The sequence below is a fragment of the Sphingomonas sp. 37zxx genome (assembly GCF_000786205.1).
Lineage (GTDB): Bacteria > Pseudomonadota > Alphaproteobacteria > Sphingomonadales > Sphingomonadaceae > Sphingomonas.
Genome location: NZ_JROH01000021.1, coordinates 41,130 through 60,766 on the forward strand (window position 1 = coordinate 41,130; position 19,637 = coordinate 60,766).

General features: G+C 65.5%; 18 protein-coding genes and 1 pseudogene. 12 read left to right on the plus strand and 7 right to left on the minus strand.

The annotated features are described in order from the left end of the window. Positions 1 to 16 precede the first annotated feature (16 nt). Positions 17 to 1,129 (plus strand): beta-galactosidase BglB, encoded by a 1,113-nt coding sequence (gene bglB / locus QU44_RS10100; protein ID WP_033921996.1) that lies wholly within the window; start codon positions 17 to 19, stop codon positions 1,127 to 1,129. A 14-nt stretch (positions 1,130 to 1,143) separates the two neighbouring features. After that, positions 1,144 to 3,537, plus strand: coding sequence for a glycosyl hydrolase 115 family protein (locus QU44_RS10105; protein ID WP_156141074.1), 2,394 nt, complete (start codon positions 1,144 to 1,146; stop codon positions 3,535 to 3,537). 9 nt (positions 3,538 to 3,546) lie between these two features. Here the strand turns inward: QU44_RS10105 and QU44_RS10110 are convergent, their stop codons facing one another. Next, positions 3,547 to 4,839 (minus strand): oligogalacturonate lyase family protein, encoded by a 1,293-nt coding sequence (locus QU44_RS10110; RefSeq protein WP_231621699.1) that lies wholly within the window; start codon positions 4,837 to 4,839, stop codon positions 3,547 to 3,549. Between the two features lie 144 nt (positions 4,840 to 4,983). On the opposite strand from QU44_RS10110, the gene QU44_RS10115 reads away from it, so the two are divergent. Together QU44_RS10115 and QU44_RS10120 are read left to right on the plus strand one after the other, a co-directional pair. Beyond that, the gene (locus tag QU44_RS10115) at positions 4,984 to 6,486 is read left to right on the plus strand and encodes an MFS transporter (protein ID WP_033922001.1); all 1,503 of its coding nucleotides are present in this window, start codon (positions 4,984 to 4,986) and stop codon (positions 6,484 to 6,486) included. Next, positions 6,483 to 6,926, plus strand: coding sequence for a hypothetical protein (locus QU44_RS10120; protein WP_156141076.1), 444 nt, complete (start codon positions 6,483 to 6,485; stop codon positions 6,924 to 6,926). Before QU44_RS10115 ends, QU44_RS10120 begins: the two co-directional genes overlap by 4 nt. A 117-nt stretch (positions 6,927 to 7,043) precedes the next feature. Here QU44_RS10120 and QU44_RS10125 read toward each other — a convergent pair whose 3' ends face one another. From QU44_RS10125 to rhmD, 6 genes are read right to left on the minus strand one after another with little or no spacing between them, the layout of a single operon-like run. Continuing rightward, positions 7,044 to 8,117, minus strand: coding sequence for a glycoside hydrolase family 43 protein (locus tag QU44_RS10125; RefSeq protein ID WP_052134660.1), 1,074 nt, complete (start codon positions 8,115 to 8,117; stop codon positions 7,044 to 7,046). Positions 8,118 to 8,124: 7 nt separating this feature from the next. Further along, positions 8,125 to 9,186 carry an L-rhamnose/proton symporter RhaT gene (rhaT, locus tag QU44_RS10130; RefSeq protein ID WP_033922002.1) on the minus strand — a complete coding sequence of 354 codons (1,062 nt, stop codon included), beginning with the start codon at positions 9,184 to 9,186 and terminating at the stop codon, positions 8,125 to 8,127. After that, positions 9,183 to 10,085, minus strand: a complete 903-nt coding sequence (locus tag QU44_RS10135) for an amidohydrolase family protein (protein WP_033922003.1) — start codon at positions 10,083 to 10,085, stop codon at positions 9,183 to 9,185. The genes rhaT and QU44_RS10135 overlap by 4 nt, the downstream gene beginning before the upstream one ends. A gap of 15 nt (positions 10,086 to 10,100) precedes the next feature. Next, entirely contained in the window at positions 10,101 to 10,844 is a 744-nt protein-coding gene (locus QU44_RS10140; RefSeq protein WP_033922005.1) for an SDR family NAD(P)-dependent oxidoreductase, read from the minus strand. Further along, positions 10,841 to 11,695, minus strand: a complete 855-nt coding sequence (locus tag QU44_RS10145; protein WP_033922007.1) for a fumarylacetoacetate hydrolase family protein — start codon at positions 11,693 to 11,695, stop codon at positions 10,841 to 10,843. Before QU44_RS10145 ends, QU44_RS10140 begins: the two co-directional genes overlap by 4 nt. An 11-nt stretch (positions 11,696 to 11,706) precedes the next feature. Continuing rightward, complete coding sequence (gene rhmD / locus QU44_RS10150; protein WP_052134662.1) at positions 11,707 to 12,891, minus strand: L-rhamnonate dehydratase; 1,185 nt, start codon at positions 12,889 to 12,891, stop codon at positions 11,707 to 11,709. Positions 12,892 to 13,111: 220 nt separating this feature from the next. Here rhmD and QU44_RS10155 point away from each other — a divergent pair, with 220 nt between their 5' ends. The 8 genes and pseudogenes from QU44_RS10155 to QU44_RS10190 all read left to right on the plus strand — a co-directional run. Continuing rightward, positions 13,112 to 13,945 (plus strand): IclR family transcriptional regulator, encoded by an 834-nt coding sequence (locus QU44_RS10155; protein ID WP_033922011.1) that lies wholly within the window; start codon positions 13,112 to 13,114, stop codon positions 13,943 to 13,945. A gap of 11 nt (positions 13,946 to 13,956) precedes the next feature. Further along, positions 13,957 to 14,721 (plus strand): SDR family NAD(P)-dependent oxidoreductase, encoded by a 765-nt coding sequence (locus tag QU44_RS10160; RefSeq protein ID WP_033922013.1) that lies wholly within the window; start codon positions 13,957 to 13,959, stop codon positions 14,719 to 14,721. Further along, positions 14,718 to 15,503 carry a rhamnogalacturonan acetylesterase gene (locus QU44_RS10165; protein ID WP_033922015.1) on the plus strand — a complete coding sequence of 262 codons (786 nt, stop codon included), beginning with the start codon at positions 14,718 to 14,720 and terminating at the stop codon, positions 15,501 to 15,503. Before QU44_RS10160 ends, QU44_RS10165 begins: the two co-directional genes overlap by 4 nt. Then, positions 15,500 to 16,450 carry an alpha/beta hydrolase gene (locus QU44_RS10170; RefSeq protein WP_033922016.1) on the plus strand — a complete coding sequence of 317 codons (951 nt, stop codon included), beginning with the start codon at positions 15,500 to 15,502 and terminating at the stop codon, positions 16,448 to 16,450. Before QU44_RS10165 ends, QU44_RS10170 begins: the two co-directional genes overlap by 4 nt. After that, positions 16,447 to 17,217 carry a (Fe-S)-binding protein gene (locus QU44_RS10175; RefSeq protein WP_033922018.1) on the plus strand — a complete coding sequence of 257 codons (771 nt, stop codon included), beginning with the start codon at positions 16,447 to 16,449 and terminating at the stop codon, positions 17,215 to 17,217. The genes QU44_RS10170 and QU44_RS10175 overlap by 4 nt, the downstream gene beginning before the upstream one ends. Then, positions 17,214 to 18,605, plus strand: coding sequence for a lactate utilization protein B (locus QU44_RS10180; RefSeq protein WP_033922019.1), 1,392 nt, complete (start codon positions 17,214 to 17,216; stop codon positions 18,603 to 18,605). Before QU44_RS10175 ends, QU44_RS10180 begins: the two co-directional genes overlap by 4 nt. Continuing rightward, positions 18,602 to 19,249: a LutC/YkgG family protein gene (locus QU44_RS10185; RefSeq protein WP_033922021.1), complete on the plus strand. Its 648-nt coding sequence runs from the start codon at positions 18,602 to 18,604 to the stop codon at positions 19,247 to 19,249. Before QU44_RS10180 ends, QU44_RS10185 begins: the two co-directional genes overlap by 4 nt. 33 nt (positions 19,250 to 19,282) lie before the next feature. Beyond that, positions 19,283 to 19,637, plus strand: a pseudogene (locus QU44_RS10190) (5-dehydro-4-deoxy-D-glucuronate isomerase); the annotation flags it as partial.

Here is a 19,637-nt window from a genome sequence, read left to right on the forward strand (position 1 = left end):
CCCTTCGGAGCACTTCATGGCCGCGCTTACCCACGACATTCCCCGCCACAGCATCACCGGCGCGATCGACCTGCTGATGCACAATCTGGTCAACATCAAGGACGAGACCGGCGCATTCCTGCTGCATCTGGAAGATGGCCGGATCATCGACACCAAGGGTTGGGCCGGATGGGAATGGACCCATGGCATCGGCCTGTTCGGCATGTGGCGTTATTTCGAACAGACCGGCGATGCCAAGGCGCTGGCGATCATCAAGCAATGGTTCGAGGATCGGTTCGCCGAGGGGACGCCGACCAAGAACATCAATACGATGGCCCCGTTCATCACCCTTGCCTATCTGTACGAGCATCAGCCCGATCCGCGCTATTTGCCCTATCTCGACACCTGGGCCGAATGGCTGATGGCCCCCGACGGCCTGCCCAAGACCGAAGAGGGCGGGTTTCAGCACATCGTCTATAACGACGAAAATCCCGGCGAAATGTGGGACGACACGCTGATGATGAGCGTGCTGCCGCTCGCCAAGATCGGCCTGCTGCTCAACCGCCCGCATTATGTCGAGGAGGCCAAGCGCCAGTTCCTGGTCCACGTCAAATATCTGTTCGATAAAAAGACCGGGCTGTGGTTCCACGGCTGGGACTTTAACGGGCGGCACAATTTCGCCGAGGCATTGTGGGCGCGCGGCAATTGCTGGGTGACGATCGCGATTCCTGAGATCATCGAAATCCTCGATCTGCCGCAAGGCGATGCGTTCCGCACCTTCCTGATCGACACGCTGGCGGCGCAGGTGAAGACGCTGGCCGAAACGCAGGACGAAAGCGGGCTGTGGCACACGCTGATTGTCGATCCGACCAGCTATCTCGAAGCATCGGCGGCGGCGGGCTTTGCCTATGGTATCCTGAAGGCAGTGCGAAAGGGCTATCTGCCGCGCCATTATGAGGCGGTCGGGATCAAAGCGGTGCGCGGCGTGCTCGCGAATATCGACGAGGCCGGCGAATTGAAGCAAGTCAGCTTCGGCACCGCGATGGGCGACACCCAGCAATTCTATAAGGACATCGCACTCACCTCGATGCCCTATGGCCAAAGCCTGGCGATCTGCGCGCTGGGCGAATTCCTGCGGACCTATATCTGATGTGGCGGCGGGTAATGGCGGCGCTCGCGCTGGCGCTGTCATCGCCCGCCCTTGCGGCTGAGGACTGGATCAGCGGCATGGCGCTCCCCGGCGCGATCGCGCTCGCCGCCGATGGGCGGATGGCGCGGATCGTCACCGATCCCAACGACCATGCAGTGGTCGCGATCGCAGCGCAGGATCTGCGCGAGGATTTCGCCGCCGTCACCGGCGCGAAGGCGATAGGTGACACCCAGATATGGATCGGCACCTTAGGCAAGAACGCCGCGATCGACCGGCTGGCGGTCAGTGGGCGGATCGACGTCGCCCGGCTGCGCGGCGCATGGGAAAGCTTCCTGATCACCGTCGTCGATCGCCCTGCCCCCGGCGTCGCGCGTGCGCTGGTGATTGTCGGCAGCGATCGGCGCGGCACCGCCTTTGGCAGCTATGAACTGGCGCAGGCGATCGGGGTGTCGCCCTGGGCCTGGTGGGCAGATGTCACCCCGGCCAAGCGCCCGGCGCTCTATGCCGCCGCGGGCACTCGCCGCTTCGGGCCGCCTTCGGTGCAATATCGCGGCATTTTCCTGAACGACGAAGATTGGGGGATGATCCCCTGGGCCGCCAATCATGCTCCCGACGAGGCGCCGATCGGGCCGAAGACGCATGCGCGCCTGTTCGAGCTGCTGCTGCGGCTGAAGGCCAATGTGTTCTGGCCCGCGATGCACAAGGTAACCCGCCCGTTCAACGCCGATCCCGCCAATGCCGCGCTCGCCGATCGCTATGCCATCGTCATGGGATCGAGCCATGCCGAGCCGGTGCTCCGCAACAATGTTGGCGAATGGACCGCGCCCGCCGCCGATTTCGACTATGTCGCCAATGCCGGCGGCGTTCGCCGCTACTGGGCCGAGCGGGTGGGCACCAACGCCGGATACGAAAGCGTGTGGACGCTGGGGATGCGCGGCATCCACGATAGCGGCATGGTCGGCCCGACCGATACCGACGATCGCCGCCGCGTGCTCGAACGCATCTTCGACGATCAACGCGCCCTGCTGGCCGGGGCCGGCATCGCGGGCGCGCCGCAAGTGTTCACCCCCTATAAGGAAGTGCTCGACATTTATCGCGCCGGGCTGGCGGTGCCCGATGATGTCACGCTGATGTGGCCCGACGATAATTTCGGCTATATCCGCCACTTCCCCGATGCCGCCGAGCGCGCGCGGCCCGGCGGGTCGGGGGTATATTATCACCTGTCCTATCTGGGCGCGCCGCTATCCTATCTGTGGCTGTCGACCACCCCGCCCGCACTGATCCGCGAGGAAATGGGGCGCGCCTGGGACCTGGGCGCGCGGCGGATGTGGGTAGCCAATGTCGGCGACCTCAAGCCCGCCGAACTCGCGACCGACTATTTCCTGGCGCTGGCCTGGGATGTCGATGGCACCCGCGCGCAATCGATCGACGGCTGGACCGCGGCATGGGCGGCGCATGCGATCGATCCGGCGCTGGCCGAACCCGTCGCGGCGATCATGGCCGAGCACCACCGGCTGAACTTCGCGCGCCGGCCCGAGCATCTGCAATGGTGGCTGCCCAATCAGAAGCCGCGCCCGAGCGGCCTGGCCGAAGCCGAGATCGCCGAGCGGCTGGCGGCGTTCGATCGCACCCTGGCGGCGCTCGATACGGTCGAGCCGGCGGTGCCGCCACATCGCCGCGATGCGTTCTTTCAATTGGTGCGCTATCCGGTCGAAGCCGCTGTAATGGCCAATCGCCGCATGTTCGCGATCGAGGCGCATGACCGGCTGCGCGATCGCAACCTGCCCGCAGCGGGCACCGCCGCCGAACAGGCACACGCCGCCGACGCGCGGATTGCGGCGCTTACCCACCAGTATAACGAGACGCTGGCGGGCGGAAAATGGCGCGGGATGATCGCGCCAGAACCTGCCGATGGCCAATGGCGAAGCTATCGCACCACGCCGGTGGCGCTTCCCCCGCGGTACGGCCCCACCGGCCCACTGCCCGCCTCCGCCGCCTCTCCGCCGATGATCGTGGTCGAGGCCGAAACGGCAAGCGGCGACTGGCGGCGGATCGATGGGCTTGGCCGCAATGGCGGCGCGATCGGCTCGCGGGTCGATCGCGCGGTAGCGGGCGTGGCGGCAATGACGCTGCCACCGGGCACTTGGTCGCTGTCGATCGAGCTGCTGCCCACCTACCCCGATCGCGACGGCGCGCCGATTGCCCTCGACGTGATCGTCGACGACCGCACGATCCCGGTGTCGGTGCCGCGCATGACGGGCGATCCCGGCTGGGCACAGGCGGTGCTCGACAACCGGATCACGGTCGAGCTGCCCGGCATGTTGGCGACAGGCTCGCACCGGATCGAGCTGCGCGCCAATAGCGGCGGCGTGCTGATCGATCGGCTGATCGCACGGCCAGCGCGATAGCCGGGAACGCTACCGCGCCCTTGCGACCTCGACCGCATAGACATGGGTCGCGCCTTCGAAATTGCCGCGAAACACGATCCATTTACCGTCGGGGGTGAAGGTCATGTTGGGCTCCAACCGATAGTCATGCCCCCGCATATCGACCAGCTTCTCGGCAACCAGTGTACCCGGCGCAATCAGTTCGTCGGCATCGGGAGCACTGATCCCGGCGACGTCGGGGATGTCCCTTGGCGTGAACAGGTACAGATATTTGCCGTCGGGGGCCTTGGCGACCATCTCGCTGTCGCCGCCATCACCCGAAAAGCGCGTGCCATCAGGCGACTGGTAATAATGCACCGACCATTGATTGCGCTCCACCTTATACTGGCGGCGCTTGCCGGTGGTGAGCTCGTATCCGGCCAGCCAGAACACCTCGCCGCGCGGGGTTTGCAGATCGTACCAGATCGTCTTGCCGTCGCTTGAGAAGAATTCGTGGCCGGCGATTTCCATGTTCATCGTGCGCTTGTGGACCTGGCGCTTGCCCGTTCCATCGGCGCGGATCGTCCAGATTCGGTCGACCTTGTGCCACGGCCCTTCATGGCAATACATGATCTGCTGCGGATCGGTGGGCGAGAATTGGACATGGTTGAGCCAGTCGGTGGAGGCGGTCACCACCCGGCGCGCGCCGGTCTTCACGTCGATGGTGAAGATTTCCATCGGGATTCGCGCTTCGAGCCGTTCGTTCAGCCGCACCTCCTTGGCATCGGCAAAGCTCAGCGGCTGGCCGTCCCTACCGGTGGCGGCATAGTCATATTCGCCGGGGCCGACCTTGCGCCCAACGGCGCTGCGATCTTGCTGGCGGGTGCCGTCGGGGCGCAAATCCTGATTGCCCAGCGCGACTTGCCCCAGCAAGAGCGTCTCGTCGGCGTTGATCGATCCGATCGTGCCGGCGGGCACATCGGCGATCTTGCGGCTGCGTCCGGTATCAATGTCGACCGCGAAGATCGTCTGCCCGCCGCCGGCATCGTCGCGCGCGCGGTTGCTGTAATAGGCGGTGCGGCTGCGCCGGCCAGTGAATAGCAGCGCGATCCCCGGTTGCTTAACCAGCGGCGTCACCGCCCAGCTTTTCAGATCGACGACCGCGATCCCATCGGGCACCGCCATCACCATCTTGTCGCCCTGCGGCGTGTAGCTGTTCTGATGGAAATACAGGCTGATGCTGTCGGGCACCTGGCTGACGCGCACGATCCGATGCCCGGTAAGCGTATCCACCCATTGCCGCGCGGGCTGTGCCACGGCAGGTGAAGCGATATGGACGGCCATCACGGCCAACCCGATCCAACGCCGCAAACCCATCCGCCTCTCCGCTTGCCAGTTCCACATTATGTGATAGTTATTCAACATATGAGCATTTAAGCCCGGGCAGCACAAGCCCGTACAGGGGCTATCCAAGGGAGGGGTCAGGCGTTGACAGCACCAGCATCGGGACGGCCCGTCCGGCTGATAAACTACATCGCCTATGGCTCGAACGACGTGCTCGGGGCCGGGTCGATGGCGGTGATCTCGGGCTGGGTGCTGATCTTCTACACCCAGTTTTGCGGGCTGTCGGCGGGTCAGGCGGCGCTGATCTTCGCCGTCGCGCGTATCCTCGATGCGATCGCCTCGCCGCTGATCGGCTATGTCTCCGATCATTTCGGCGATACCGCGCTTGGCCGGCGTTTCGGGCGGCGGCGCTTCTTCATCATCGCCGCGATCCCGCTATTGCCAAGCTTCGCGCTGATGTGGCTGCCGGGCCAGACCTTCCCCTATTACCTGGCTACCTATGTGTTTTTCGAGCTGGTCTATGCCAGCGTCATCATCCCCTACGAAACGCTCGCCGCCGAAATGTCTAGCGATTACAAGACCAAGGCAAAGTTCGCCGGCGCGCGCATCCTGTTCGGCCAAAGCGCGGCGATCCTGGCGGGTTTCCTGCCATTGTGGCTGATCAACGCGCTTGGCCGCGACAGCGCCGATACCTTCTTTTGGATGGGCTGTATCTTTGCCGCGTTGTTCATGGCGACGGCGGGCTTCCTCTATGCCTTTAGCTGGGAGCGCGAGCGCAAGGTGTCGGCGGTGCCCACCAGCGGCGGCGGCGCGGGATCGGCGTTCAAGGCGCTGTATCGCAACCTGTTCTCGACCATGCGGATCCGCGCATTCCGGCTGCATCTGGGCATGTATCTGGGCGGCTATATCAGCCAGGATATTTTCAACGCCGCCTTCACCTTCTTCGTCATCTTCGCGCTGGCGGGATCGACGGCGGTGGCGTCGGGGCTGCTGGGTACGATGTATATCGTCCAGTTCGTCGCGGTGATCCTGGCGATCAACCTGGCGCTACGCGCGTCGCCCGCCTTTGCCTATCGGCTCGCGGCGATGGCGTTCGGTGCCGGCGTCGTCGTGTTGCTGGCATTGTGGTTCGGCGGATTGACCGCGACCAGCCCGTGGATCTGGGCGGCGATCGGGCTTGCGGGCTTGGGGCGCGGCGCGCTCAACTACATCCCCTGGGCGACATATAATTACATGGCCGATGTCGACGAGATCGTGACCGGCCAGCGCCGCGAGGGCAGCTTTGCCGGGGTCATGACCTTCATCCGCAAGGCGACCCAGGCCGCCGCGGTCGCGGGCGTCGGGCTGATGATGGAAGCCGGCGGGTTCATATCGGGTGCGCCGGTGCAAAGCGGCGCGGCGGTCAACACGATCGCGCTGATCCTGGGCATCGGCACCATCGCGGTGCTGGCGGCGGGCATCTTGGTGTCGCTTCGCTTCCGCCTCGATCCCGCCACGCACAAGGTGCTGATGGACGAGATCGAACGGCTGCGCGCCGCCGATCCCACGCCCCCCGCGCCCGAACATCGCGCGATCGTCGAGGATCTGTCGGGCTGGCGCTATGACCAGCTTTGGGGCCGCAACCCGGTGGCCGGCACCGCCCGGTGATCGCTGCGCTGGCGCTGTTGCTGGCGGCGCAGGAGGCAGCGCCGGTCCCGCTGCTGCGCGATCCGATCCATGACGGTGCCGCCGATGCATCGACGGTATATGATCCGGCAACCGCGCAGTGGCGGATGTTCTACACCAATCGCCGCGCGAACCTGGCGCTGGCCGATCCCGACGACGTGTCGTGGGTGCATGGCACGCATATCGGCACAGCCACCTCGCGCGACGGGATGCGCTGGACCTATGACGGTCCGGCGGCCCTGCCCGTCGAATGTACCGGCCCCACGCTCTGGGCGCCCGAGGTACAGCGATTCGGCGAGGACGAAATGAAACGCGATCCGCACTGGGGCCGCCGCAGCGTGCTCCAGATCGCCGAACTGCACGAGGCGGGCGGCGTCCTCTCGGTCGATCGTGAAGCCGCGGTGCGCCTGCCACCCCGCTAACGGATTTCCGTCCGTCATTCCCGCGAAGGCGGGAATCCATATGCCAGTGCAGTGGTTATAGATCCCCGCCTTCGCACGAATGGCGTAAGGAGAGAATCACCCCGTCAACCTCGCGGCTCAGCAATCGGGCAAGGGATTCCCGGTCGGCGATTCCCGCACCGCGCACGGATGCGTTGGATAAGCCTCAAGGTCTAGTTCGGTCGCCTCGCGCACCACTTCGACGCTGCCGCCGGTGTCGCGCATCTCATAGAGCTTGCCCAGCGCATAGGTGAAGGGCCGGTGCAGCACCATCATCAGCCGCCCGTCAAATGCGCGGAACAACATGCCATGCCCGCTATCGCGCTTGACCAGCGGCCCTAGCTGCTCCCACGGCCCCTCGACCCCGCCCGATTTCGAGCGGGCGAGCGCCTGGACATAGCCCTTTCCACCATAGCTCGACCACAGCATCATCAGCTGCCCGCCGGTGGTGCGATAGAATTCGGGGCCATCGGTGACATAGACCGTGTCGCCTTCGGGCTGTTTCTGCCCCTTGGCCCAAAGTGCCTCATCGGCGCGGAACAGCAGGCGCGGCTCGCCCGCGGCCGTCAGGTCGTCACGCAGCGGTATCGCCTCGATCGTGCCCACCCGCGTCTGCAACCATTCATGGGCATAGACGAACCACGGCCGGCCCTGCGGATCGACGTGCAACGTCCCGTCGAGCGTCATCATTTGCTTGGGCGCGATCGGTTCGCCGCCATTGACCAGCGTATAGGGGCCATCGAGCCGGTCGGAGACCGCCAGCACGGTGCCGCGCCGATAGGGCTTGCGGCGGCCTACCCGCGGCAGCCGCGCGGCGCTGTCGTGGAAGGTGCTGAACAGATAATATTTCCCCTTCCACGCATGAACTTCGGGTGCCCAGCTGCCTTCCTTGGCCCAGGTGCCGCTGGCGGGGAGCCGGAACACGACGCGCGGGCGGGTCCAGTGCTTCAGGTCGCGGCTGGTGTACATCATCGTGCCCAGCGCCGGATCGCCGGTCATCGCCGGTTCGTTGCGGGTGAACAGATAATAGGTCCGGCTGGCCTGGCCCGCGACGATATACGGATCGTGCAGGTGCATCTGCGGCAGCAGCAGCAGATCGTCCGACGATTGCCGTGCCGAACCGGGCAGGATCGCAGCGATCGCCAGCGCCAGCGCGAGAAACAGACCTTTCATCATGCGATCATTCCGCAGCCAGCCGATTGCCATATCCGATGACGATGGTGGCCAGGATGAGCACCCCGATCCCCGCCCATACCAAGGCGCGCACGCCCGCGCCGGCATCCTTCCATTCGCGCAGCGCAAAGCCCCACAGCGTGCCGAAAATGATGATGCTGGCCATGTGCAGCGTCCAGCTGGAAAAGCCCAGCGACCCCATCTGGCTTTCGCCCATGGTGTAGAAAAAGAACTGGAAATACCAAGCCACCCCGGCGAGCGCGCACAAGGCGAAGTTGCGCGCGAGCGGCGCGCCGAGCGCCTGCCCCTGCCCGATCCATTGCGACGCGCTGCGGTTGCGCGCGATCAGCACCGCGCACCACACCACATTGGTCAGCAATCCGCCGAACATCACCAGGCACAGCACCGGCAGCCCGGTCCATAGCGGCCCGGTGCCCGCCGCCGCCGACAGCGCCTTGATCGGCTCGCCCGCCGCCAGACCGAAGGCGAAACAGGCCGACATGATCCCCGCCAGGATCGCGACCACGATCCCCTTGCGGAAATCGAACTCGGCAACGGCGGCGGTTTTCTGCGCCACCGACAGCGAAGCGTCCTTGCTCGCCCCCGCGACCGCGACGATGCCGATTCCGGCCAGCGTCAGCGCGATGCCCAGCAGGATGATCCGCCCCGACAGCGTCACCAGCAGCTTGTCGGCAAAGTCGCCTGCGAACAGCGGCGGGATCAACGTGCCGAACACCGTACACAGCCCCAGCACCACCGCCATCCCCAGCGACAGCCCCAGATACCGCATCACGAGGCCATAGCCGAGCCCGCCAAACCCCCATAAAATCCCGAACAGGATCGGCCAGCCGATCACCGGCAGCGGCGTCCGCGCGAGCACGCCGAGCAGGTCTTGGGTCTGCAGCGCGGCAAAGAACCACGGGGCCAGCGCCCAGGAAAACAGCCCGCCGGTGAGCCAGTAAATCTCCCAAGACCAGCTTCGAACCCCGCGATAGGGGACGTAAAAGCTGGCCGAGGCAAGGCCGCCCAGCCAGTGGAACAGCACCCCGGTCAGCGGATTGGGGGTCAAAGCGCCAGCCCGAGCCGGTAGATGCGGTTGGCGTTGCCAGCGAACATCGCCCGCCTTTCGTCATCGGAGAAATCGGTGGTCAGCGCATCATAGGCCGACAGCGTCTGATCGAACCCGCCGAACAATTTGTCGGTGGGGAAATCGCTGGCGACCATCACTCGATCGGGGCCGAACAGCTCGATCGTCCGCAGCACATAGTCACGCACGGTGTCGCGGTCCCAGGGCCGGAAAGCGAACCCCATGCCCGATAGCTTTACCGCGACGTGCGGCAACGCCGCCAGCGCCGCCATGCCGCCCGCCCATTGCGCCATGCCGTCGGGATCGGAGGGCACCGCCATGCCCGCATGGTTGACAATCACCGGCGTATCGGAATGCCGCGCGATCAACGCCGCCAGATGCGCGAACTGGCCGGGATAGGCTTGCAGATCGAAGCTGAGGTTGCATTTGGCGAGCGCGGCATAGCCCCGCTCCCAGGCGGGATCGAGCGTCACGTCGCGCGGGGTATAGCTTCGCTGCGGATCGCGGTGCCAATTGACGATATGTCGGATGCCGCGAACCTTCGGGTGCGCCGCATGCGCCGCCAGCAGCGCCTCTACACCGGGATCGTCGAGCGCGGCGAATGCGACGATCGCATCGGGCCGGCCATCGGCAACGGCCATCGCCTGAAGCCAGCGCGTCTCATCCAGCGCGTGGCGCGGATCGGCCCCGGCATCGACATGCACGATGCCGCGCACATCCCAATTGGCGGCATCGCGGTGATAATCGCCGAGCAGATAGGTCTTGGCGATCGCCGCGACGCTGCCATTGGGGCCATCATCGCCAAAGGGCGGCGTCAGCCAGGGATAGGCAAGCCGATCAAGATCCCACAAATGCACATGCGCGTCGATGAAGGGCAGCATTTTGCCCACCACCCATCAATAGGTGGTGCGGCCGCCCGACGTGTCGAACGTCGATGCGGTGGTGAAGCTGCATTCCTCGCTCGCCATGAAACACACCATCGCGGCGGTTTCATGCACTTCGCCCAGCCGGCCCATCGGGATGCGCGAGCGCATATATTCGACCTGTGCGGGCGGCAGTTGTTCCAGGATCGGGCTTTCAAACGTCGCGGGGGTGATCGCGTTGGCGATGATGCCCTTGCCCGCCAGTTCCTTGCCCAGCGATTTGGTGAGGCCGATCACCGCCGCCTTGGTCGCCGAATAGGCGCTGGCGTTAGGATTGCCCTCCTTGCCCGCGACCGAGGCGACATTGACGATCCGGCCATAGCCGCCGGCGATCATCGCGGGGACGATCGCGCGATTGCAATAGAACAGGCCGTTCAAATTGATGTCGACGACGCGCAACCAGCTATCGATCGGATATTCATGCACCGGCGCGGTCGCCCCGGTAATGCCCGCCGAGCACACCAGAATATCGACCGCGCCCAGCGCTTCGAGCGTTTCCGCAGCCGCTGCGGCCACCGCCTGCTGATCGGCCACATCGACATGGACGCCATGCACGCCGCCCAGTTCGGCGCGAGCCTCCCCCAGCGCGACGTTCATGTCCCATAGCGACACCGTGCCGCCTTCGGCCAGGATGCGGGCCGCAACGGCGCGGCCAAGGCCCGAGGCACCCCCGGTAATAATCGCCTTTCGCCCGGCGAAGCGGCCCGCAAAGCTCATCCCAGCACCGCATCGCCAAGGTTGCGCCACGCGACGACCTGCTGCTGCTGTTCGCCAAGCCCGGCAATGCCAAGCCGCATCGTGTCGCCAGCCTTCAGAAAGATTGCCTCGGGCTTCTTGCCCTCGCCTACGCCCGGCGGCGTGCCGGTGATCAGCAGATCGCCCGGATACAGTGTCACATAACGGCTGACATAAGCGATAATCTCCGCCACGCCGAAGATCATCGTGCGCGTGTTGCCGGTCTGCATCCGATCGCCATTGACGTCGAGGAACATGTCGAGCGCCTGCGGATCGGCGATTTCGTCGGCGGTCACCAGCCAGGGGCCGACCGGGCAGAAGCTGTCATGCCCCTTGCCCTTGCTCCACTGCGATCCGCGCTGCTTCTGGTTGAACCGCTCGGACACGTCATTGGCGACGCAATAGCCCGCGACATGCGACAGCGCGTCGGCCTGCTCGACATAGCGGCAGGTCTTGCCGATCACCACGCCCAGTTCGACCTCCCAATCGGTATGCGTCGAATCCTTGGGGATCATCACTTCGTCATTGGGGCCGGTGAGCGACGACAATGCCTTCATGAACATCACCGGCTCGGTCGGGATCGGCAGACCCGATTCGATCGCGTGATCTTCGTAATTCAGCCCGATCGCGACGATCTTGCCGATGCCGGCAACAGGCACGCCCATGCGCTGCTCGCCCGCCACCAGCGGCAGGCCGGCAGGATCGATCGACAGGCCGGCAATCGCCGCAGGCGTCACATCATCGATCACGCCCGACAGGTCGCGCAACGCGCCGTCTTGATCGATCAAACCGGGTTTTTCCGACCCGCGCGGGCCGAAGCGGCAGAACTTCATTTATTTCGTCCTCAATGTTCGTAGGGGCGGTGCATATCGAGGTCGCGGTTCAGCTCGACGCCGAAACCGGGCTTGTCGAGCGCCGATGCACGCAGCACGCCGCGTTCGGGAACGGGTTCGCCGATCAACTGCGGGTGGAACATCGGGACGACCTCGGTGGGACCAGGGTGCATCATCAGGAATTCGGCAAAGGGTGAATTGTGCCGAGTAACGACGAAGTGATAGCTATAGACACTCGATCCGTGTGGCACCACCAGCTTGCCATGCGCGTCGGCCAGCGCCGAAATCTTCATCAATTCGGTGACGCCGCCGCACCAGCCGACATCGGGCTGGATGATGTCGCAGCATTCCATCTCCAGCAGCATGCGAAAGCCCCATCGCGTCGCTTCATGCTCGCCTGTGGTGACCAGCATCCCCTTGGGGACATTCCGCTTCAGCTCGGCATAGCCCCAATAATCGTCGGGGCTGATCGCCTCTTCGATCCATTTCAGACCATGTTCATGCGCCGCGATCGCCAGCCGTGTGGCGTAATCGACGTCGAGCGCCATCCAGCAATCGAGCATCAGCCAGAAATCATCGCCGCATTTCGCGCGCATATCGGCGATCATCGCGATGTTCTTCTTGAACCCCTCGGCCCCTTCGGCGGGTCCGTGGTGCAGCGGCATCTTGCCGCCGATGAAGCCTAGCTCCTTGGCAATATCGGGCCGCGCGCCGGTGGCATAGAATTGCAGCTCATCGCGCACCGCGCCGCCCAGCAGGTGATACACCGGCTCCTGCCGCAGCTTGCCCAACAAATCCCACAGCGCCAGATCGACGCCCGAAATCGCGTTGATCACCAGCCCCTTGCGGCCATAATATTGGGTCGAGAAGTACATCTGGTCCCAGATCTTCTCATATTCGGTCGGGCTGCGCCCTTCGAGGAAGCGCGCGAGATGCTTTTCGACGATATAGCAGGCCGGCTCGCCGCCGGTCGTCACCGCAAAGCCGATGGTGCCGTCATCCGCCTCGATCTCGACCACCAGCGTCCCCAGCACGTTGATGCCGAAGCTTTGCCGCGATGCGCGATATTCGGGATAGCGCGCCATCGGCGTGGCGATATGGTCGTCGATCCAATGGCCTTCGCCCTGGTCGTGGTAATCCGCCCCGCCGCCGCGCACCGTATAGGCGCGGACCTGCTTGATCCTGGGTAATCCCATAGCGCCCATGCGACGCCCCCTCCTCTGGCCGTGTCTTATGAACGCATTGCTGGCGATCATCTGAAAATGTAGCGTCGCGCCATACCATTATGTGATACGCAAAGCCGTAATTTCGCTGGTGTTCTGTCGATCGAGCGCAACCCCCTGACGATTGCGCCATACCGGCAAGACACCGTTATCACGCTTTACTTTCTCACTTTATGGGATAGGGTGTTACTAGATGAGACAAACCGCGTCAAATGAAGAATCGGCGGAAAAAGCCGATACCGGCAACAAGGTGCAGGGCAGCCAGACGCTGCTGCGCGGCCTCGACATGCTCGATCAGGTGCTCGACGGCCCGATCAAGCTTGCCGATCTCGCCGCGCGCATGGGGCTGACCCGGTCGACCACGCATCGCCTGGCCAATGCGCTGGTCGATCGCGGATTCCTCAATTTCCTGCCGCGCGAGGGCTATCTGCTCGGCCCCAAGCTGCTGCATCTGGGCTTCCTTGCCCAGTCACAGGCCGATGTGGTGCAGATTGCCCGCCCGCGGATCGAAGCGCTGGCGCTGGCGACTGACGACACGGTGCATCTGGGCCGGCGCGACGGCGATCTGGCGCTGTATCTCGACAAGATACCCGGCCGCCGGCGGGTCGACATTTCCAGCCGCGTCGGCGATCGCCAGCCGCTCACCTCGACCGGGCTTGGCAAGGCGCTGCTGCTCGACGAGCCCGAGGGCAATTGGAACCGGCTGTTCACCGAAGACCGCGTGATCGGCGCGCCGCAGGCGGACTATACCGTGTGGAGCGAGCGGATGCGCGACTATGTCCGCTCGGGCCACGCCTTTGACCTTGAGGAAAACGAGGATCTGATCCGCTGCGTCGCCGCCCCGGTGCGCGATGCTTCGGGCAAGATCGTCGCGGCGATCAGCGTATCGAGCGCGGCGCAATATATGGACGATGATCGCATGGCATCGCTGAGCCAGGACGTGCGGGGTGCCGCGCGGCTGATCAGCGCCGATCTGGGCTGGAACGCCGAAACCAGCCCGTCGCCGCGCCCCGGCAAAAAAGGATAAGGGAGAGTTTCGTGAAGCTGTTGGAAGGCAAGACGGTATTGGTGACCGGCGCATCGACCGGGATCGGGCGCGCCGCCGCGATCGGCGCGGCACAGCATGGCGCGAATGTGGCGATCAACTATCACAGCCGCGACGCCGATGCCGAAGCCTGCATCGCCGCGATCGAGGCCACCGGCCAGCGCGGGCTGGCGGTGAAGGGCGACGTCGCCGATGCCGCCACCGCGACCGATTTCGTCGCCCGCGCGGTCGATGCCTTTGGCCGGGTCGATGTGATGGTGTCGAATGCCGGCATCTGCCCCTTCCATTCGTTTCTCGACATGCCCGCCGAAACGCTGGAACGCACGCTGCGGGTGAACCTGCACGGGGCCTATTATATGGTGCAGGCGGCGGCGCGGCGGATGGTCGATCAGGGCGATGGCGGTGCGATCGTCGCGGTATCGTCGATCTCGGCGCTGGTGGGCGGCGAGTATCAGACGCATTATACCCCGACCAAGGCGGGCGTGCATTCGCTGATGCAATCGACCGCGATCGCGCTGGGCAAGCATCGCATCCGCTGCAATTCGGTGCTGCCCGGCACGATCCTGACCGAGATCAACAAGGAAGACCTGGCCGACGAAAAGAAGCGATCGGCGATGGAGGGGCGGGTGCCGCTGGGGCGGCTGGGCCAGCCCGAGGATATGGTCGGGCCGATCGTGTTCCTGGCGTCTGACATGGCCGCCTATGTCACCGGCGCGGCGCTGCTGGTCGATGGCGGCTTGTTCGTGAATTTGCAGTGATCCGCGCAGCCACGACCGCACTCGCCTTGGTGCTGGCGGCGATGCCGGCGGCGGCGCAGACGATCTGGATCGCCGGCGATTCGACCGCGGCCACTTATCGCGGGGCCGCCTATCCGCAAACCGGCTGGGGGATGATGCTCCCGTGCGCGCTGGCCGACGGCGTTCGCGTCGAAAATCGCGCAATGGGCGGACGCAGCACGCGCACCTTCGTCAGCGAAGGACGCTGGGCGGCTATTCTCAAAGAAATGCGCCCGGGCGATACCGTGCTGATCCAGTTCGGGCACAATGACGCCAGCCGCAACCGCCCCGCCCGCTATGCCCCCGCCGCGACCGATTATCGCATGTACCTGACCCGCTTCGTCACCGATGTCCGCGCGCGCGGCGGCACGCCGGTGATCCTCACGCCGGTGGCGCGGCGATCGTTCGACGGCGGCAAGGCGCGCGCCGATTTCGCCGACTATTCCTCGGTCGCGCGAGTCACCGCGCGCGAAACCGGCGCGGCATTGATTGATCTGGAGGCATTGTCGCTCGATCTGCTCACCCGGACCGGCCCCGAAGCGGCCAAGGCGCTGTACCTGCATTATACCCCGGCGGACCAAAAAGCCGCATTTCCCGGCGGCATTGCCGATGATACGCATTCCAGCGAAATGGGCGCGCGGCGTATCGCCGATCTGGTGGCGGGTGAATTGCAGCGGCTGGGGCTGCCGGTATCGGCATCGGTTCGCAGCGACCGGCCCGAACTGCAACGCGAAACGCCGCTGGGCAAATGGGAATGTAGATGAACGGGATCGACCGCCGTACCCTGATCGCCGGTGGTGCCGCGCTTGGCACGGCCAGCCTCGCGCCGCTTCCGCTGCAGGCAGCGGCGACCGAACGGTTCGCGATCTGGCCGGATGCGGTGCCCGGCGGCGAAGCGGTCAGCGTTACCGAAGCCGAAATCCGCCGCTCGCCCACCGGCCCGGTGAACGACACCGCCTTCGTCCACGTCACCCGTCCCACGCTCACCGTCACGCGCCCTGCCCGGCCTAATGGCGCGGCGCTGCTGCTGATCCCCGGCGGCGGCTATATCCGCGTGGTGATCGGGCATGAGGGGCTGACGATCGCCGATGCCTTCGCGGCGCTTGGCTATACCTGTTATTCGCTGATCTATCGCCTGCCCGCCGATGGCTGGGCCGCCGGCCCCAACGCGCCGTTGCAGGACGCGCAGCGCGCGCTTCGGATCATCCGATCGCGTCCCGAGCATGATCCCGACCGGATCGGCGTCATCGGCTTTTCGGCCGGCGGTCACCTCGCCGCGCGGCTGGCGGCCCGGCAGGACATCGCAAGCTACCCGCCCGCCGATGCGATTGATCGCCTGCCGCTTCGCCCGCGCGTTGCGGCACTGATGTATCCAGTAATTGCGATGGAGGGGCCGCACGTTCACGGCGGGTCGCGCGATCAATTGGTGGGCAAGGCGGCCTCGCCCGAAGCGCTGCGCGCCGTCGCCGCCGACACGCTGATCGCGCCCGGCACGCCGCCGATCTTCCTGGCGCACGCGATCGACGATCGCGCGGTGCCGCCCGAAAACAGCATCGCCATGCTCACCGCGCTGCGCGCCGCCAAGGTGCCTGCCGAAATGCATTTGTTCGAACGCGGCGGTCATGGCTTTGGCCTGACCTTGCCCGGCGGCGAAGCATCGCCCTGGCCGCAATTGTTCACCGGCTGGGCCAGGCAGCACGGCCTCACATGATCGAGGCGCCTACCCGCCCGCGCGTGGCGCTGTTTGTCACCTGCCTGGTCGATGCCATGCGCCCGTCGATCGGCTTTGCGACACTGCGCGCGCTCGAATCGGCGGGGTGCGAGGTCGTGGTGCCGCCCGCGCAAACCTGTTGCGGCCAGCCCGCGCTCAATTCGGGCGACCGCGCCGATGCCGAAGCGATTGCCCGCGCAACGATCGCGCTGCTCGAACCGCACGACTATGTCGTCATCCCCAGCGGATCATGCGCCGCGACGGTACGGGTCCATTATCCCGAAATCCTCGAACACGACCCGCTATGGGGGCCGCGCGCGGCGGCGGTAGCGGCTAAGACCTGGGAAGTCCTTGCCTTCCTGAACGATGTTCGCGGCTGGCGACCGCAGGGCGTCGCGCTGCCCGCAACCGCGACCTATCACGACAGTTGCTCGGGGCTTCGCGAGTTGGGGATCAAGGCACAGCCGCGCCGCTTGCTGGGTGCGGTCGAGGGGCTGTCGCTGGTCGATCTGGCGGGGGCCGAGACGTGTTGCGGCTTTGGCGGCACTTTCTGTGCCAAATATCCCGCCATTTCGAACGCGATCACGGGCGAGAAGGCGCGCGCGATCGAGGATAGCGGCGCGCAACTGCTGCTGGCGGGCGACCTTGGCTGCCTGATGAACATGGCGGGCAAGCTGCACCGCGACGGCGGCACCGCGCGCGCCTTCCACACCATCGAAATCCTGGCGGGCATGGGCGATGGTCCAGCGATCGGTGAGGACGCATGAGCAGATTCGACGACCGCGTCGATCTGGCGCTGGCCGATCCGATCCTGAAGCTGGCGGTAGAGCGCACCGCCGGCACGTCGGAGGCAAAGCGCCGCGTCGCGGTCGCAGGCTTCGAGCATTTCCAGGCGGCGCGCGCGCGGGCGGCGGCGATCAAGGACCATGTGATCGCCAATCTTGGCCATTATCTGGAGACGTTCGAGGCCAATGCGATCGCCTCGGGCGCGCAGGTGCATTGGGCGCGCACTGCGGACGAAGCATGCGAGATCGTGCTGACGCTGTGCCGCGCCGCCGGGGCCACCAGCGTCGCCCGGTCGAAATCCATGCTGGGGGAGGAAATCGGCCTGCCCCACGCGCTGGCCGATGCCGGGATCGAGCGGATCGAGACCGACCTTGCCGAACATATCATCCAGTTGGCGAACGAGCGCCCGTCGCACATCGTGTGGCCGGCGATGCACAAGACGCGCGATCAGGTATCGGCGCTGTTCCATCAGCATCATGCCGATCCGCATCAGGTGGAAACCATCGCCGCGATGGCCGAAAGCGCACGCCGCCATTTGCGAACGCGGATGCTGTCCGCCGATGTCGGCATTTCGGGGGCCAATTTCCTGATCGCCGATACCGGCCAGATCTGCACCGTCACCAACGAAGGCAATGCCGAACTGTCGATCGTGCCGCCGCGCGTGCATATCGTCACGGCGGGGATCGAAAAGCTGGTGCCGTCGATGCCGCACGCCATCCATATGCTGCGAATGCTCGCGCGCTCGGCGACCGGCGCGGCGCTGACGCAATATACCAGCTTCTATGCCGGGCCGAAGCGCGCCGCCGATGCCGATGGCCCCCGCGAGATGCACATCGTGCTGGTCGACAACGGCCGAAGCGCGATGCGTGCCAATGGTTTAGCAGAGATGCTGCGCTGCATCCGCTGCGGCGCGTGCATGAACCATTGCGTGGTGTTCCGGCAGGTCGGCGGCCATGCCTATGGCGGCACCTATCCGGGGCCGATGGGCGCGGTGCTGACCCCCGCGATCGACGGGCTGAGCGCCGCCAATCGCGATCTGGCGCATGCCTGCACGATGAACGGCAAATGCCGCGAAGTCTGTCCGGTCGACATCCCCCTACCCACGCTGCTGCGCGGCTGGCGCGAGAAAAGCTGGCGCGAGGGGCTGGAGCCGGCCGCGATGCGGCATGGCCTGGGGCTATGGGCATGGGCGGCGCAGCGCCCGCGCCTGTATCGGCTGGGCGTTCGCATGGCGGTAACGGCGATGCGGCTGGCGGGACAGGGATGGCTGCGAAGCCTGCCATTGGCACGCGGCTGGACGCGCTATCGCGATTTGCCGGTGCCGCAGGGGAGCAATTTCCTCGACCGCTATCGCGCGGGCGAGCGATGAGCGCGCGCGCCGCAATTCTCGCCGCGCTCGGCGATCCGCCCCGCGATCCGACCACCTTAGCTACCGAAGCGGCGGCATTGCTCACCCGCCCCGAACGGCCCGCCGCGACCGCTTCGGTCGACGCGCTGATCGAGGCACTGGCCGCGCCCTCGATCGCCGCCACCTGCGAACGATTGGCCAGCAGCGCCGATCTGCCCGAAGCTGTCGCGCGTTATCTGGCATCCTCCGGCCTGCCCCCCGAATTGATGATCGCCGACAGCGACCTGGCACAGATGGCCGATTGGTCGCGGCTGGACATCCTTGCCGCGCCGCCGATCGACGGCGGCGCGGTGCTGACGTGCGCGACGACGGCGGTGTGCGAGACCGGCTCGCTGGTGCTCGAAACCGGGCCGGGCAAGCCGATGCTCGCCAATTTCCTGGCGCTGCACCATCTGGTGGTGGTGTTCGAGGACAGCATCGTCGCGCATCTTGAGGATATTCCCCAACCCGCCCTCGCCCCGCGCGCGCATTATTGGGTCACCGGCGTTTCAGGCACCACCGACATAGAGGGGCAATATGTGCGCGGCGCGCACGGCCCCCGCTTTCTGCATGTGCTGATTGTCCAACATGTGAACAGCGCTTCCAATAAACGGGATATTTGCTAAAGCTTGCGGCTACCAGTTGCAGGAGAGAAGCCGATGTTCGACCGCACTTATTACGCGACCCATCCCGACATGATGGAATGCGTGTCCAACGAGGAATTGCGCGACCGCTATCTGATCGGCGGACTTTTCCGCGATGGCGAGTGCGTGCTGAACTACACCCATGCCGATCGCTTCGTGATCGGCGGCGTCGCGGTGGCCGATGCGCCGGTGAAGCTGCCCGCGCAGACCGAGCCGAAATCGGCGGAAGGCCATCCCTTCCTCGAGCGGCGCGAGATGGCGGTGGTCAATGTCGGCAGCGCCGAGGGCATCGTCACCGTCGATGGCGAGCGCTTCACGCTTGGCAACAAGGATTGCCTCTACGTCACGATGGGCGCGACCGAGGTCGAGT